This window comes from Acuticoccus sp. MNP-M23, assembly GCF_031195445.1.
Classification (GTDB): Bacteria; Pseudomonadota; Alphaproteobacteria; order Rhizobiales; family Amorphaceae; genus Acuticoccus.
Genome location: NZ_CP133480.1, coordinates 4,160,809 through 4,175,918, shown reverse-complemented (window position 1 = coordinate 4,175,918; position 15,110 = coordinate 4,160,809). Strand labels below are relative to the sequence as shown.

Annotated in this window: 12 protein-coding genes; 6 read left to right on the top strand and 6 right to left on the bottom strand. The window is 65.8% G+C overall.

The features are described 5' to 3' along the window. Positions 1-123 precede the first annotated feature (123 nt). The 4 genes from RDV64_RS19265 to RDV64_RS19250 all read right to left on the bottom strand — a co-directional run bounded on the left by RDV64_RS19265 (position 124) and on the right by RDV64_RS19250 (position 6,145). The gene (locus tag RDV64_RS19265; protein WP_309196582.1) at positions 124-996 is read right to left on the bottom strand and encodes a D-amino-acid transaminase; all 873 of its coding nucleotides are present in this window, start codon (positions 994-996) and stop codon (positions 124-126) included. Positions 997-1,009: 13 nt separating this feature from the next. Next, positions 1,010-2,386 (bottom strand): Trk system potassium transporter TrkA, encoded by a 1,377-nt coding sequence (gene trkA / locus RDV64_RS19260; protein ID WP_309196581.1) that lies wholly within the window; start codon positions 2,384-2,386, stop codon positions 1,010-1,012. 104 nt (positions 2,387-2,490) lie between these two features. Next, positions 2,491-3,861, bottom strand: coding sequence for a sigma-54 dependent transcriptional regulator (locus RDV64_RS19255; protein ID WP_309196580.1), 1,371 nt, complete (start codon positions 3,859-3,861; stop codon positions 2,491-2,493). 73 nt (positions 3,862-3,934) lie between these two features. Beyond that, complete coding sequence (locus tag RDV64_RS19250; protein ID WP_309196579.1) at positions 3,935-6,145, bottom strand: PAS domain-containing sensor histidine kinase; 2,211 nt, start codon at positions 6,143-6,145, stop codon at positions 3,935-3,937. 106 nt (positions 6,146-6,251) lie between these two features. On the opposite strand from RDV64_RS19250, the gene RDV64_RS19245 reads away from it, so the two are divergent. Together RDV64_RS19245 and RDV64_RS19240 are read left to right on the top strand one after the other, a co-directional pair. Beyond that, entirely contained in the window at positions 6,252-7,325 is a 1,074-nt protein-coding gene (locus RDV64_RS19245; RefSeq protein WP_309196578.1) for an FAD-dependent oxidoreductase, read from the top strand. A gap of 82 nt (positions 7,326-7,407) precedes the next feature. Beyond that, the gene (locus tag RDV64_RS19240; protein WP_309196577.1) at positions 7,408-8,622 is read left to right on the top strand and encodes an MFS transporter; all 1,215 of its coding nucleotides are present in this window, start codon (positions 7,408-7,410) and stop codon (positions 8,620-8,622) included. Here RDV64_RS19240 and RDV64_RS19235 read toward each other — a convergent pair. Further along, positions 8,619-9,563, bottom strand: a complete 945-nt coding sequence (locus RDV64_RS19235; protein ID WP_309196576.1) for a lauroyl acyltransferase — start codon at positions 9,561-9,563, stop codon at positions 8,619-8,621. The two genes, RDV64_RS19240 and RDV64_RS19235, sit on opposite strands and share 4 nt — an antisense overlap. A 173-nt stretch (positions 9,564-9,736) precedes the next feature. Here RDV64_RS19235 and RDV64_RS19230 point away from each other — a divergent pair, with 173 nt between their 5' ends. Continuing rightward, positions 9,737-10,684, top strand: a complete 948-nt coding sequence (locus RDV64_RS19230; protein ID WP_309196575.1) for an AEC family transporter — start codon at positions 9,737-9,739, stop codon at positions 10,682-10,684. Between the two features lie 6 nt (positions 10,685-10,690). Here RDV64_RS19230 and RDV64_RS19225 read toward each other — a convergent pair whose 3' ends face one another. Next, the gene (locus RDV64_RS19225; protein ID WP_309196574.1) at positions 10,691-11,866 is read right to left on the bottom strand and encodes an FAD-dependent monooxygenase; all 1,176 of its coding nucleotides are present in this window, start codon (positions 11,864-11,866) and stop codon (positions 10,691-10,693) included. A 70-nt stretch (positions 11,867-11,936) separates the two neighbouring features. On the opposite strand from RDV64_RS19225, the gene RDV64_RS19220 reads away from it, so the two are divergent. The 3 genes from RDV64_RS19220 (at position 11,937) to hspQ (ending at position 15,014) form a co-directional block, all read left to right on the top strand. Further along, a complete protein-coding gene (locus tag RDV64_RS19220) occupies positions 11,937-12,914 on the top strand; it encodes a quinone oxidoreductase (RefSeq protein WP_309196573.1) in 978 nt (325 codons plus the stop codon). Positions 12,915-12,948: 34 nt separating this feature from the next. Continuing rightward, on the top strand, positions 12,949-14,136 hold the full coding sequence (locus RDV64_RS19215) for a M20/M25/M40 family metallo-hydrolase (RefSeq protein WP_309196572.1): 1,188 nt from the start codon (positions 12,949-12,951) through the stop codon (positions 14,134-14,136). 557 nt (positions 14,137-14,693) lie between these two features. Then, positions 14,694-15,014, top strand: coding sequence for a heat shock protein HspQ (hspQ, locus tag RDV64_RS19210; protein ID WP_309199549.1), 321 nt, complete (start codon positions 14,694-14,696; stop codon positions 15,012-15,014). Positions 15,015-15,110 lie beyond the last annotated feature (96 nt).

The following is a 15,110-nucleotide window of genomic DNA, read 5'->3' as shown; positions in this document are numbered from 1 at the left end:
TACGAGAAAGCGTACCGCCCACACACACGGGCTTTGGCGGCAAGGCTATCAACGATCGCATATGATTTAGGGTGGAGGCTTGCCAATGCAACCGGCCTCCGGCGGGTTCGTTCGTTCTGCAGGTCAGTAATGCCTGACCGGCAGCTTCTCCACACCGTCGTGGAATGCAGCACGCATCCCGCTGGCGATGGATCCCGGCTTGCCGTTGCCGATGACGAAATCGTCGATCTGGACCACCGGAGTCAACGTCGCACTGGCCGACGTGATGAAGGCTTCGCGCGCACCGCGGGCTTCTTCAAGCGTGAAAGGCCGTTCCTCCACCTTCATGCCGTTGGCCTTGGCGTAATCCATGATGGCCATGCGCGTGATGCCCGGCAGGATGTTCATGTCGGTAGGGCGGGTGATGAGCGTCCCCTCCCCGTCGATGATCCACGCCGTGGACGATGAGCCTTCGGTGATCCGGTCGTCCCGGTCCACCATCCAGGCTTCCTTGGCGCCGGCGCGCACCGCCGTTTCCTTGGCGAGCACCTGTGCGGTCATCCCCGTGGTCTTGATGTCCACGCGGCCCCAGCGAATGTCGGGCGTGGTGATGACACGAACGCCGTCTTCGGTGGATTTCTTCGGCACGGCCGGGTTGATCGAGCGGCTGGTGACGACCAGCGTCGGCATGGTGCCGGGTTTGGGAAAATTGAAATCCCGCCGGGCAACGCCGCGCGTGATCTGCAGGTAGACGAGCCCGTTGGTGACGCGGTTGCGGCTGACGACCTCGCGCAGGATCGCCTCCAGCGCACGGCGCGAGACCGGCCACGCAATCGACAGTTCGCCCAGCGAGCGCTTGAGGCGGTCGAGGTGGCGCGTCATGTCGACGATGCTGCCGCGCCACACCTCGCAGACCTCATAGACGCTGTCGGCGAACTGGAAGCCGCGGTCCTCGATGTGGACGTTGGCCTCGGCGTGGGGGAGATAACGGCCGTTGACGTAGGCGATGCGGCTCATCGAGGGGGTCCTATCAGAAGAATTCGAGGCTCACGCGGAACATCTGTTCCACCTGATGCACCTTTTCGGCCAGCGCAAACATGATGACACGATCCTTGGGCAGGATCTGGGTCTGGCCGTTGATTTCGATGGGCTTGTTCTTGCGGTAGACCGCGCCGACGCGCACGCCCGCCGGAAGGTCGAGGTCCCTGAGGCGGCGGCCGACCAGGGTGGAGGTTTCCAGCGCCTCTGCCTCGATCACCTCCGCCTGCCCGTTTTGCAGCGAGTGAACGCTTTCGATGCGCCCGCGCCGCACATGGCGCAGGACGCGGCTGATGGTCACCGCACGGGGGTTCACGTAGGCGTCGATGCCCAGCGCGTTGGCAAGCGCCGGGTAGGACACGTTGTTGATGAGCGACAGGTTACGCGTACAGCCGAGCGTTTTTGCCATCACGCAGGTGATGATGTTGGCCTGATCGTCATTGGTGAGGGCGACCATGGTGTCGGCGTCCTCGATGTCCGCCTCGCGCAAGATGTCCTGGTCGAGCGCGGAGCCATTGAGGACCACGGCGCGGTGAAGCGCATCGGCAATCTGCACGGCACGGGGGCGCGATGCCTCGATGATCTTCAGCTTGGTGCCGGGTTCGCGCTTTTCCAGCTCCTGCGCCACGTAGAAGCCGATGTTGCCGCCGCCGGCGATGACCACGCGCTGCGCCTTGGGCTCCTCGTGGCCGAAGATGACCAGCGTGCGGCGCACCTGCTCGCGCGGGGCGACCACGTAGACGAGATCGCCGGTGCGCAGCATGTCTTCGGACTGCGGCACGAACAGCTTGCCGTTGCGAAAGGCCCCGACGACTACGGCCCCGAGGTTGGGAAACAGCTCCGTAAGCTGGCGCAGCGGCGTATCGACCACCGGGCAATCGTCCCCGCACATGATGCCGACGACCACCACGTTGTCATCCGCAAAGCGCACGGTTTCCACCGCGCCGGGGAGCGCGAGGCGGCGCATCACCATCTCGCCCACCTCGATCTCGGGCGAGATCACCACGTCGATCGGCATTTCGTTGCGGGCAAAGAAGTGCCGGTAGATCGGCGTCAGATAGCTCTGTGCGCGGACGCGGGCGATCTTGGTCGGCACCTGGAACAGCGAGTGCGCCACCTGCGCGGCCACCATGTTGACCTCGTCCGACTGGGTGACGGCGATCAGAAGGTCGGCATCGGCAGCGCCGGCGGCAGCCAGAATGTCCGGATGGGAGCCGTGACCGATGACGCCGCGCACGTCCAGCTGATCGCGCACGTTGGCGATGAGGTCGGGTGCCACGTCGATGACGGAGACGTCATGGCCCTCGGTGGACAGGCGTTCGGCAATGCCGAAACCCACCTGCCCCGCCCCGCAGATGACTATGCGCATGGGTTGTTCTCAACCAAGATCGTCACACCCTTGCTCATGCCGGAGCGATCTGCCGCCAGATCTTCACGCGCGCCAGCTCGGGTGGCAGGCGTTGAAGCACGCACTCAAGCGATCCCAAGCGTCTTCAGTTTCCGGTGCAGCGCCGAGCGCTCCATTCCCACGAACTCCGCCGTACGGGACACGTTGCCCGAGAAGCGGTTGATCTGGGCCTTGAGATAATCGCGCTCGAAGATTTCGCGGGCGTCGCGCAGCGGCAGGGCCATGATGTGCTCGCCGCCGGTCTGCGAGGACAAGGGCGGCACGATGGCGCCGATCTCGTTGGGGAGATAGTCGGCGGAGATCGGCTCGTTGGGGTCGCCGTCGCGGGTGAGGATGAGGAGGCGCTCGACGTTGTTCTGAAGCTGGCGCACGTTGCCCGGCCAGTCGTGCGCCTGAAGGACGGCCATGGCGTCTTCGCCGACGATGCGGCGCGGAAGGCCCTGGTTCTCGGCCGTCTGCTTGACGAAATAATCGATCAGCATCGGCACGTCTTCGCGGCGGGAGGCGAGCGCCGGAACGCGGATGGGCACCACGGAGAGCCGGTGAAAGAGGTCCTGCCGCACGGTGCCTTCGGCAATTTCTTCCTGCAGGTCGCGGGCGGAGGACGAGATGATGCGAACGTCCACCTTCACCTTGCGCGTGCCACCGACGCGGGTGAATTCCTGGTTGACCAGAACGCGCAGGATGCGGCCCTGCGTTTCCATCGGCATGTCGCCGATCTCGTCCAGATAGAGCGTGCCGCCGTGGGCTTCTTCCAGCGCGCCGACAGAGGCTTCGTGCCCCGGCCGGGCCTCTGCGCCGAACAGCTCTTCCTCGAACCGGTCCGGCGTGATGGTGGCCGATGACAGCACCACGAACGGGCCGCCGCGGCGCAGGCTCTTGTTGTGGATCGTGCGGGCGACCAGCTCCTTGCCGGAGCCGGACGGACCCATGATCATGATGCGCGAATTGGTGGGCGCCGCCTTCTCGATGGTCGAGCGAAGCTGGTTCATCACGCCGGAATTGCCGATGATCTCCTGGAACTCGCCGGTCTTGGTGCCGAGGCGCTCCACTTCGCGGCGGAGCTTGGAGGTTTCCAGCGCGCGCTCGGCGGTGAGGACCAGACGGTCGGCCTTCAGCGGCTTCTCGATGTACTCGTAGGCGCCGCGCTTGATGGCGCTGACCGCGGTTTCGATGTTGCCATGGCCGGAAATCATCACGATGGGCAGCGATTCGTGCTGCTCGTGGATGGCGTCGAGCAAACCCAGCCCGTCCATCTTCGAGCCTTGCAGCCAGATGTCGAGGAAGATCAGCTGCGGGCGCCGCGCACCGATGGCCGCCAGCGCTTCATCGCTGTCAGCGGCGGTGCGGACGTCGTAGCCCTCGTCTTCCAGAATTCCGCCAATGAGATTGCGGATGTCGATCTCATCGTCGACGACCAATATGTCCGACGCCATCCCTACTCCATCCAAAACCAGGCGCAATGTTGACCCGGTATGTCGCTCTACGTCGCGCGCCGTTTAGAAATCGTCAAGCGGTCGCCTCGTCCGGCAAGCCCGGCAGAACGAAGCGAATGCACGCGCCACGGGTGTTTTCACTCACCAAAGACGCGTCCAGAAGCTCGATCCGGCCGCCCTGCTCCTCGGCAATCTTCTTCACGATGGCAAGGCCGAGCCCAGTGCCCTTGGCCCTTGTCGTCATATAGGGCTCCAGGAGCCGTTCTCGACCTTCTGCGGGAAATCCGATGCCATTGTCGACAATGTCCACCCAGATCTCGTTATCATCAGACCGCGAGACACGCACGAAAATGCGTCCCGGCCCGCCGCGATCCTCCTCCGTGGTCTGCTCGATGGCCTCGGCGGCGTTCTTGACGAGGTTCGACAGCGCCTGTGCCACCAGCCTGTGGTCGAAATGGGCGACGACCGGCTCGTCCGGCATGTCGGTGTCCTTGATCACGCTTTCGTGACCGATGCCCTGGAGGAACACCGCCTCGCGCACTGCTTCGCGAATGTCCATCCGCTCCATGGCGGGCGCCGGCATCCGGGCGAAGTTGGAGAATTCGTTGACCATTCGCTCGATGTCACCCACCTGGCGCACGATGGTGTCGACGCACTGGTCGAACACCGCGTGGTCGTCTTCCTTGATCTGCTTGCCGTAGCGCCGCTTGATCCGCTCGGCCGAAAGCTGGATCGGCGTCAGCGGGTTCTTGATCTCGTGGGCGATCCGGCGGGCGACATCCGCCCACGCCGAGGAACGCTGCGCGGTCACAAGGTCGGTGATGTCATCCAGCGTCAGGACGAAGCCGGGGCGGGCCGCGTCCGCCCGGTCGGTGGTGGCGCGCACGGTGATGGTTCGGTCCCGTCCGCGGCGCGTCAGGGTGATCTGCTCGGGCTTGAAGCGAAGCGCGGCAAGGCCGCCCTCCCCGTTGACCACGGGGTCGAGCTCGGTCACCGCCGCCGTCACGTCCTTGCCGACAATATCGGCGGTGGAGACGTCGAGCATGTTGAGTGCGGAGGTGTTGGCGAGCGAGACCCGACCTTCGGAATCGATGCCCACCACGCCCGCGGTCACCCCGCCCAACACTGCCTCGGTGAACCGCCGCCGCCGGTCCATCTGCGTGTTGGCCTCGATGAGGTCGTCCCGCTGGGACTTGAGGCGGCTTGTCATCGCATTGAAGGTTTCGCCAAGGTGCGCGATGTCGCCGTCGAACATGCGCACCGGCACCTCGACCGAAAGATCCCCCTTGGCCACCGCGTCTGATGCGTCGATCAGTTCGCGGATCGGGGCCACGAGCCGGTTGGCAAAGCCGAAGCCGAGGTAGATGGCGCACACGAGGAGCACCAGCGTCACCCCTGCGTAAACAAGCCCGAACGCCACCGAAACGCCGAGCCGTGACGATTCAAGCTCGATATATTCCTGCGCGTTGGCCTTGGTGAGGCGCAGGAAGCCGTTCACCTTCGGGTCCATCAGCCGGGCGATGTAGAGGTAGGTGTCGGTATAATTGGGCAGCTTCATGATGCCGCCCACCTGGTCCGCCTCCCCCGGCGCAATCAGCACCGGTTCGCCCTTCAGCGCCTCGGACATGGCATCTGCCGGCGGCATCCGAAGCTCGATTTCGGGCGCCACCACAGCGCGCGTGATCACCTCGCCGGCTCCGTTGAGGAGGAAGGCCGAGGGGAGCTGGCGCCATGCCGTCTGGGTCTGGAGCAGCTGGTCGAAGCGGGATGGCTCGAACTCGTAGACGGCTTCGATGCCGTCGATGTCGCGCGCCATGGCGACAAGATCGGTCCGCAGCGTGTTGGCGTGCTCGCCCACATAGGCGTCCGCCACGGCAACCGAGTTGGCGACAATCGCCTGCGTGCGCTCCTCGAACCAGCGGTCGAGACCGCGCGCGAGGGTGAGCGTGGCCACCACCGCCACCAGCGCGGCCGGCAGCACCGCCATCACCGAAAACAGCGCAACGATGCGCAGGTGAAGCCGGGCGCCGGCGCGCCGGGCAGACCGCGCGCGCCACAGCTTCCACGCCTCGTAGCCGACACCCACCAGGAGCGTTGCGACAAGAATGGCGTTGATCGTGAGCGCAATTGTCACGACTTCGTGTGTCGGTTCGATTGGCGTCAGGCCGGTGAGGATGAGAAACGTGGCCGTGACCGCGATGAGTGCAAGCGCGATGATCACGACGCCCAGGCTGCGCACCGGGGAATCGAACGGTGGCTGATATGGCACGGCCGCATCACTCATGGCTCTGCCTCAAAGGAGTATTCGGAACGTTGAGCGTATGTGACCCCAGCTGCCCCCGGTCAAGTTGCACCCTCTCCTGCCACCGCGCAGCCTCGTGTGACGCAAGATGAAACGTGTCATCTTCGCCGGGGCAGGCCATGCGACCCTCATTGCGCTCGACCGTCTCGCCCGGATGAAGCACGGCGCAAAAATCATCCTCGTCTCGGATGGTCCGTCGACCCACTATAGCGGCATGGTGCCGGGCTGGATCGAGGGCATCTACGCTGGCGGCGCCATGTCGATCCCGCTTGCCTCTTTCTGCGATGCCCGGGGCATTCGCCTTGTCGATGCCCGGATCGAAGGGGCGGACGACGGATGCCTCTCCACCACGGCGGGCAAACTTCCGTTCGATCATCTGGTTCTCAACCTTGGTGCGGTCGCCTGGCGCGATGCGGCGCTGGCAAATTCCCACGTGGTGCCGGCCAAACCGTTCGATTCGCTGATTGCGGGGTTGCAGACCCGCGCCAACGCCAGCGCCTTCGCCATTGTGGGCGCAGGGCCGGCCGGGCTGGAAACGGCGTTTGCCTTGCGGGCCCGGCACCCGGCGACTGGCGTCACTGTCATCGAGCGCGGCAACGAGATCCTGTCCGCCTTCGCCCGGCGCTTTGCAAAGCGCGTCGCAGACCGGCTTGCCGCAGCCGACATCAGCGTTCTGACCGGCGCCGAGGTGGCGGGCGTGGACGCTGAAACTGTGGAGCTGGCGGACGGGCGGCGGATCTTCAGCGGGTGCACCCTCGCATTCACCGGCGCCGCGCCGCCGCCGGTTCTGGCATCCATGCCGTTCGCCCGCGCAGCCGACGGTTTCGTGGCTGTGGACGGGCACATGCGCAGCCTCTCGCACCCCAACGTGCTGGCGGTGGGCGATGTCGCCACCGCTGAAGCCGATCCCCGGCCGAAGGCTGGCGTGTTCTCGGTGCGGTCCGGCAAGCCGCTGGCGGATGCTGTGGCGGCCCTTGCCGACGGGCGGACGCCGCCGCCGCTGGTCCTTCAGCGGCGCGGCCTCGTCTTGCTGTCCACCGGCGGGCGGCGCGCCATTGGCGTGCGCAACGGCCTTGTGGCGGAGGGGCGCTGGGTCTGGCGCCTGAAGGACCATTTCGACAGGAGCTTTGTCGACCGCTTCGCGGGGCCGCCCCGCCGCTAGAGCGTTCATTTTTCAGACCCATGGCGCGGTTTGCCGGAAGGGCGCCCTATGCGGCAGGAGGCGCGGCGCGTATCAGGGCAGGATGCTCATTGCGCTGCGCGTCTTTCTCCCCTTCGCCCTCACCTATCTGCTGGCCTACACGCTGCGGGTCATCAACGCCGTTGCGGGCGAGCCGATCAGCGCCGATCTCGGCCTGTCTGCGGCCGATCTCGGCTTTCTGACCAGCGTCTATCTCGCTGCTTTCGCGCTCTGTCAGCTGCCGTTCGGCCTCTTGATGGACCGTTACGGGCCGCGCCGGGTGGAGGCGGCGCTTCTGGTGATCGCCGCAATCGGCTGCGGCGGCTTTGCGCTTGCCTCGTCATTCGCCGAGCTCACCATCGGCCGCGTGTTGATGGGGGCTGGCGCCTCCGTCTGCCTGATGGCGCCGTTCACGGCCTATCGCAAATGGTTCAGCGCGGAGCGTCTGCCGCTTGCCATCGGGCTTTTGATGATGTTCGGCGGCGCAGGGTCGGTGCTTGGGGGCGGGCCGGCAGAGGCGCTCCTGGGGGTCATGGGCTGGCGCGGTGTGTTCGGGCTCGGCGCGGTTCTGACGCTCGCGTGCGCTGTATCCATCTTGTTTGTGGTGCCCAGCAAGCGCGAGGCGAAGGAAAGCCCCGGCTTTGCCACCCTCACCCGCGAACTGGGCGCCGTTCTGAAATCGCGCGCGCTGTGGTGGATTGCACCCATGGCCGCCACGGTCCACGCCGGCTTTCTGAGCATTCTGGGGCTGTGGACGGGGCCATGGCTGCGCGATGTGGCGGGCCTTTCCGCCGACGCTGCCGCGTTCTGGCTTTCGATGAGCGCGTTGGGGCTGATGTTCGGTTTCTTCGCGTTCGGCGTCATCGCCAGCCGCGCCGAACGGGCGGGCAAATCGCTCCATGTGTGCGTGATCGGCTCGCTGTTCTACGCCGCGGTCACGGTGCTGATCGTGGTTCTGCCGCCGTCACTGGCAACGCCGCTGTGGGTGCCTTTCGCAATCTTCGGCTCCAGCGGCATCCTCGCCTACGCCATCACCACCAAGCATTTCCGCGAGGAACACGCGGGCCGGGTCAACACCACGCTGAACTTCCTGGTCTTCTTCTTTGCGTTTCTGGTGCAGTGGGGCTTCGGCGTCATTCTCGGGTTCTTCCCGGCTGCAGGCGGCGAAGGGGCAAGCCCCCTCGGCTTCCAGGTGGCGCTTTGCGTGCTTCTGGTCCTGCAGGGCCTGTCCTATCTGCCGCTGTTCCTGCGCCCGGCCGTCCCCCCGGCGGTGGATTAGTCCGCCCGTCTCCGGTTCTGGCTGGCCCATTTGCGGTGGGACCACATCCACTGGTCGGGTGCGGCGCGGATCCACTCCTCGAAGGCGTCGTGCAGGGCCTGCGTGGCAGCCGCAATGTCAGCATCGCGGTCGTCCGTGTGCGGCACCGGAATCTCGCGCAGCGAGACGCGGAAATTGACCCCTTCGGTCCGTGTGACGGCGCCTGCAATCAGCGGCTTGCCGGTCATCCGCGCCAGAATGGCCGGAAATGGCGTGGCATAGGCTTCCTGACCGAAAAAACGCACTGGAATGCCGCGCAGCTCACGAAAGTCTGCCGCCATCCCCACCGACACGCCGTCGCGCAAGAGGCGCAGCATGGTGTAGGCCAGCTGCGGACCCTTAGGGTAGAGGCCGGCCGGATAGGCGGGTTCCCGCATCGCCTTGAGGTAGGTTTCCACAAAAGGGTTGTGGAGCTTCTGGTAGACGGCGGCAAAGGGCAGCCGATTGGCCTTTGCAAGGACGCCGGTGATCTCCCAGTTGCCAAGGTGGGCGCTGGCGTTGACCGCCCCGTCCTTCCAGAGCGCCACGAAGCGGTCGATGTCGGCGGGCATTTCCACCCGCGCGGTCTGGTTGACCAGCCGGTCGATCTGGAACGATTCGCCGGAGACGCGGCCGAGATTGCGCCACATGCGCCGGGCAATCGCCTCCCGTTCGGCGGCCGGCAGCTCCGGCAGGGCAAGGGCAAGATGCTCCAGTGCCCGCTGGTGCCTGGACGTGCGCGGCATGATGGCGCCCAGTACCCCGCCCATGACGGCCGATGTCCAGCCCACCGGCGCCATCCGCAGGATCAGCCCGGCAGCGCGCACGCCTGCATATTCCAGCCGGTGCTGGAACGTGGCCTTTCCGGCGCGCGTCTTGCGCCGGGGCGGCCGCGGGGCATTGGCGGGGTTGGTGGCGTCCACGCGTCGAATATCCTGCCGGTGCGGACGGGGCCGCGTGTGTCATCGGGGCCGGGGTGGCCGGCACAGCACGCCAGATAGACGCTTCGTCCCGCCCCGCCAAGCATCCGCAATTGAGGCTTGCGGGGGACTGCATCCTGTGTGAGGCAAAATTTCCGGCCGGAGCCCCCTTTCCGATGCGTGATGTTCTTACCCTGACAGTGCCGTTCTTCGGGCTGATCTTCCTCGGTTTCGTGGTTGGCCGGATCGCCAGACGGCCCGCTGCCGGGCTCGAGTGGCTGAACATCTTCATCCTGTACGTCGCGTTGCCGGCGCTGTTCTTCCAGCTTCTGGCGGCAACGCCGTTCGAGGAGCTGTCCAATGTCAGCTTCATTCTGGCGGTGCTTGGCGCGACGTCCACGGTGCTGGTGGCGGGCTTTGCGCTTGCCCTGTGGATGAGCCGGGGCAACGTGGAGCGGGCGACCATCCAGTCGCTGATCGGCGCCTACTCCAACAACGGGTATCTGGGGCCGGGGCTGGCGCTGAGCGCCGTGGGTGCATCGGCGACGGTGCCGGTCGCGCTGATCTTCGCATTCGAGAACACGATGTTCTTCACGCTGACGCCGATCCTGATGGCGGTGGGCGGGGCTGCCGTCGGGACACCGGCGCAGACCGCCCGGATGATCCTGAAGCGGATCTTCACCCACCCCTTCATTCTGGCCGTCATCTTCGGGGCAACCGCTGCGGCGTTCTCCTGGCAGCCGCCCGAGATGCTGAACCGGATGCTCACCATGCTGCGTGATGCCGCAGCGCCGTGCGCGCTCTTTGCCATGGGCGTGACGGTGGCGCTCCAGCCGCTGCCCACCCGCGGCGCCATGAGCGAACTTTCCATCTTCCTGACGTTCAAGCTCGTCGCGCACCCGGTCATGGCGTTCCTGTTCGTCTCGATGGTGGATGCCGACCCGATCTGGCTGACGACAGCGGTCCTGATGGCAGCGCTGCCGCCGGCCACCAACGTGTTCGTGCTCGCCACCCAGTACCGGACCTATGTGGAGGGTGCCTCCAATGCGGTTCTGGTGGGCACCGCCGCATCGGCCATCACGGTGACGGCTGTGCTCTACGCTATCCGTCAGGGCCTGCTCTGACGCCGATCAGCCGAGGCCGGCGCGCATCATGGCGCGGCGCAGGGGGCGGACATTGCGCACTGCGGCAACGGCCAGCGCCCGCAAACCCGCAACGGGCATGAATTCCGACAGGAGCGACCGGTTGAGAAGGTCGACGCCAACGCTGCGCACGTTCACGTCCAGCCGGCGCCGGGTGTCGTAGGCCTCGGCCACACCGTTGAGGGAGCCGCTGTCGCGGGCGCCGGACAGAAGCGTGTGCAAGGTTTCGACGTCGCGCATGCCAAGGTTCAGCCCCTGCGCCCCGATGGGCGGAAAACGATGCCCCGCCTCCCCCACCAGTACGACGTTGTCGCGGCCGAACTGGCGTGCCACCAGCCCCTCCAGCGGGAACGTGCCGCGAGGACCGTCGACGCGCATCTTGCCGAGGATCTTGTGGGCGCGGTGTTCGATCTCGCGGGCGAGCGGACCGGGGTCCATGGCCGCCCAGCGTGCCGCCTCGTCCGGCCGGCCGACCCACACCAGCGAGGAGCGGTCGCCTGGCAGCGGCACCAGCGTGAACGGACCGCCGCTGGTGTGAAACTCCGTGGACGTGTCGCCGTGCGGGCGCTCGTGGCTGAGGGTGGTGACGAACGCGGCCTGGTCGTAGGCCCAGCGGCGCAGGCCGAACCCCGCGTCGCCCCGCACCACCGAATCGGCGCCATCGGCCGCCACCACAAAATCGGCAGCCAGCTCGGCGCCGTCGGTGCTGATCCGGGCTGGCCGCCCGGGCGCGACGCCGCGCGCAGTGCCGTTGACGCGAACGAGACCGGCCGCATCCGCCCGTGCGGCAAGCGCCGCGTTCAGCACGGTGTTGGGAACGTTGAAGCCGAACTGGTCAAGGCCCGCCTCGTGCGCGTCGAACGCGATTTCCGGCGCGCGCGGGAGCCGGTCCGTGGCGTCGACGATCCGCATGGTGACGAGCGGCGCCGCCTCCTCCTCGATGTCCTGCCAGACCCCGAGGCGCGTCAGATGCGCCACCGCCGGCATCAAGAGCGCCGTGGTGCGCGGGTCGTGGGTGAGCTCCGGGGCCACGAGTGCCGTGCGCCAGCCGGCATCGGCGGCACAGAGCGCAGCGAAGAGCCCCGTCGGCCCGCCGCCGACCACCGCGACGTCCACATGCTCGCCGCCAGCCGGGCCGATGCCCTTACCCTCTTCAACCGCCATGATACGCTCCCAACTTGATTGCACGCCGGCACAAACCTAACGTGCCGCCACCGCAACGCGGAGGACGACTATGACGCACGCCATCGTGCAGGACGAGACCGGCGGCCCGGACGTGTTGTCCTACCGCGAAGTTCCGGACCCGGTTGCGGGCCCCGGCGAAATTGTCGTGCGGCATACCGCAATTGGTCTCAACTACCTCGACACGTATTTTCGCAAGGGCCTTTACCCAGCGCCGGGCGGGATGCCGCTGACCATCGGCAACGAAGCGGCGGGCGTGGTGGAAAGCATCGGCGACGGTGTGACGCTGTTTGCCCCCGGCGACCGCGTTGCCTACGCCGGTTCCATCGGCGCCTACAGCCAGCGCCGCGCCATCGAAGCGGACAAGGTGGTGGCGATTCCGGAAGGGGTGAGCGACGAGATGGCCGCCGCGATGATGCTGAAGGGCATGACAGCGCGCTACCTCCTCAAAGAGGTCTACAAGGTCGAGAAAGGCTCAACCATCCTGTACCACGCGGCGGCCGGCGGCGTGGGGCTCATCATGGGCCAGTGGGCAAAGGCGCTGGGCGCCACGGCCATCGGCACCGTCAGCAGTGCGGAAAAAGCGGAGCTGGCCAAGGCCAACGGCTACGCGCATGTGATCAATTACAGCGACGACAATTTCGTCGAGGCGGTGAAAACGCTGACCGATGGCAAGGGCGTGGACGTCGTCTACGATTCCATCGGCAAGGACACCTACCCCAGCTCGCTGGACTGCCTGCGCCCGATGGGCATGTGGGCAACCTTTGGCCAGTCGTCCGGCGTGATCGAGAATTTCAGCCTTGGCGATCTGGCGTCCCGCGGGTCCCTGTTCGCCACGCGGCCTTCGCTGTTCGTGTATATTGGTACCCGGCCGCGGCTTGAGGCAAATGCGGCGGACCTTTTCAAAATGGTGGCAGACGGTTCGGTGAAGATCGAGATCGGCCAGACCTTCCCGCTGGAAAAGGCCGCCGATGCGCACCGCGCGCTGGAAGGCCGCAAGACGACCGGCTCCACGGTGCTGGTGCCGTGACCCCCCCAATCGACATACGGAGTTTGCCCCGACAATGAGCGATGCGCTCGCGGCCGCGGTGTTTGCCGGACAGGAGGACGCTGTTGCGCTCCTGTCCGCCCTCGTCACCCAGCCGACTGAAAACCCGCCCGGAGATACCGCCGCGGCCACCGAGTGGCTGGCGTTGTGGCTGGAGGAGCGGGGCCACATGGTGGAGCGGCACCCGGTGCCCGCGCCGTTTGCGCGCCACTACCGGCGAACCGACGTCACGAACCTCATCGTGCGGCGCACGTTCGGGCCGGGGCCGACGATTGCGCTCCATGCGCCGCTGGACACGCTGCCCGCCGGCGAAGGCTGGCACCGCGAGCCGTTCGGCGCGGAAATCCGCGAAGGCTATCTGCACGGCCGCGGCGCGCGCGATTCCAAGGCCGATGTGGCGGCCTACATTGCCGTGCTGGAGGCGCTGGCGGCAGCGGGCGCATCCGCTGGCACGCTGGAGCTGCACGTCACGTCTGACGAGGAAGGCGGCGGCTTCCTGGGCCCGCAGTTTCTGCTCGGCCAGTCTCTCACCGAGCCCGATGCGGTGATTGCCGCCGGCACGGCCTACCAGGTGGTGACCGGACAGCAGGGCGTTCTGCATCTGGAGGTGCTGCTGCGTGGCCAGCAGGCCCACGCCTCCCGCCCGCAGGATGGCCGCGATGCCATCCGCGCGGCGGTGCCGCTCATGGCCGCGCTGCATGCCCATGCCGACACGCTGGCCGAACCCCTCACGCTGAGCACCATCGGCGGTGGCCGCGGCGTCAACATCGTGGCCGACATGGTGAGCTTCACCATCGACCGGCGCCTTGCGCAGGACGAGGACGGAGAGACGGTGGAGGCAGATCTTGCCGCGCTGATCACCGCGTCCGTCACCGCCCCCGGCGTCGAGGTCGAATGCAGGCGCCTGCTGCTGGCCGAACCCGTCAACACATCTGAACCATCGGAACGGCTGGCATCGACCTTGTCGCGCCATGCGCAAGCGGCGTTCGATCACGAGATCCCGGTGGTGTCGGCGCCGGTTGTATCGGGCGCACGGCACTATGCGCTGGCCGGCATTGCACTGGCGCTTTACGGCGTCGGCCCGCCCATCGTCGGCGAAGGCGTCGATTTCACGGGCGACGAATCGGTGTCTCTTCATGACATGAAGCGGGCGACCCTAGCCCTTGCGACTGCCGTAGATGAGCTTTTGCGCGGGCCGGAATAAAGCTCTGCTGTTACGAATTGTTTCGAAAGGCTTCCTGAATCCGGTGGACTGCGATAGTATGCAAACGGTATCATCCGGTTGATGCGGAATGGCAGACCAACGCGCCACAAGGGCAATGCTTGCCCGGATCTGGTGTTCAGGTTTCTGTTATTCTAAATCTGACTTCAGTTCCGTGTGTGTTCCGTGGCTTTCGAAGAAGATGAAATCATGACCTACAGTTTCGTGGTCAGGTTTGTCATATTATCGTTTTTCGTTGGTCTGGAGTGTAAAGTTCAAACACGATTGAGCCATCTTCGGTCTTGTCGGGGTTGCGTTTGATCAACTAGATCGCTACGCGTTTGTTTGGCACGGGTTGCCTTGCGTGGGGCTTGCAAGGAGGACGAACCGAACATGATCACGCGACGTTTGTGTGAGCCGGGGACGAGGTGGCGACAGCTAGACGCTGTATCGCTGGAGACTTTGTTGCTGGGAGCTGTGGTTCGCGCACGGTGCGCTCACCGCGTTTGCGTTCGCCCCGGTCGTTTGTCGACCATGAGTTAGGCCGTCCGATGCGTAGAATCAAAACTGCAAAATTTCAACTCGGACAGGTTGTCCGTCACCGCGTCTTCAGCTTTCGCGGGGTCATCTTCGATGTTGATCCCACGTTCTCCAATACCGAGGAGTGGTGGGAGGCAATTCCGGAAGACATCCGCCCGCGTCGCGATCAGCCCTTCTATCATCTCTTCGCTGAAAATGACGAAACCGAGTATATCGCCTACGTCTCCGAACAGAATCTGCTGCCTGACGATACGGGAGAGCCGGTGCGTCACCCGCAGGTGAGCGACATGTTCGAGCTTCGGGACGGATCGTACGCTCCGCGCGCGGAGAATTTCCACTAAACCAGCGCGATCGACGGGCAATCGACAAACCGCAGTGCCGTGGCGCTGCGGTTTTTTTGTGCGCACGGCAAGCCGCGCAGAGTAACGCGGGGTGCG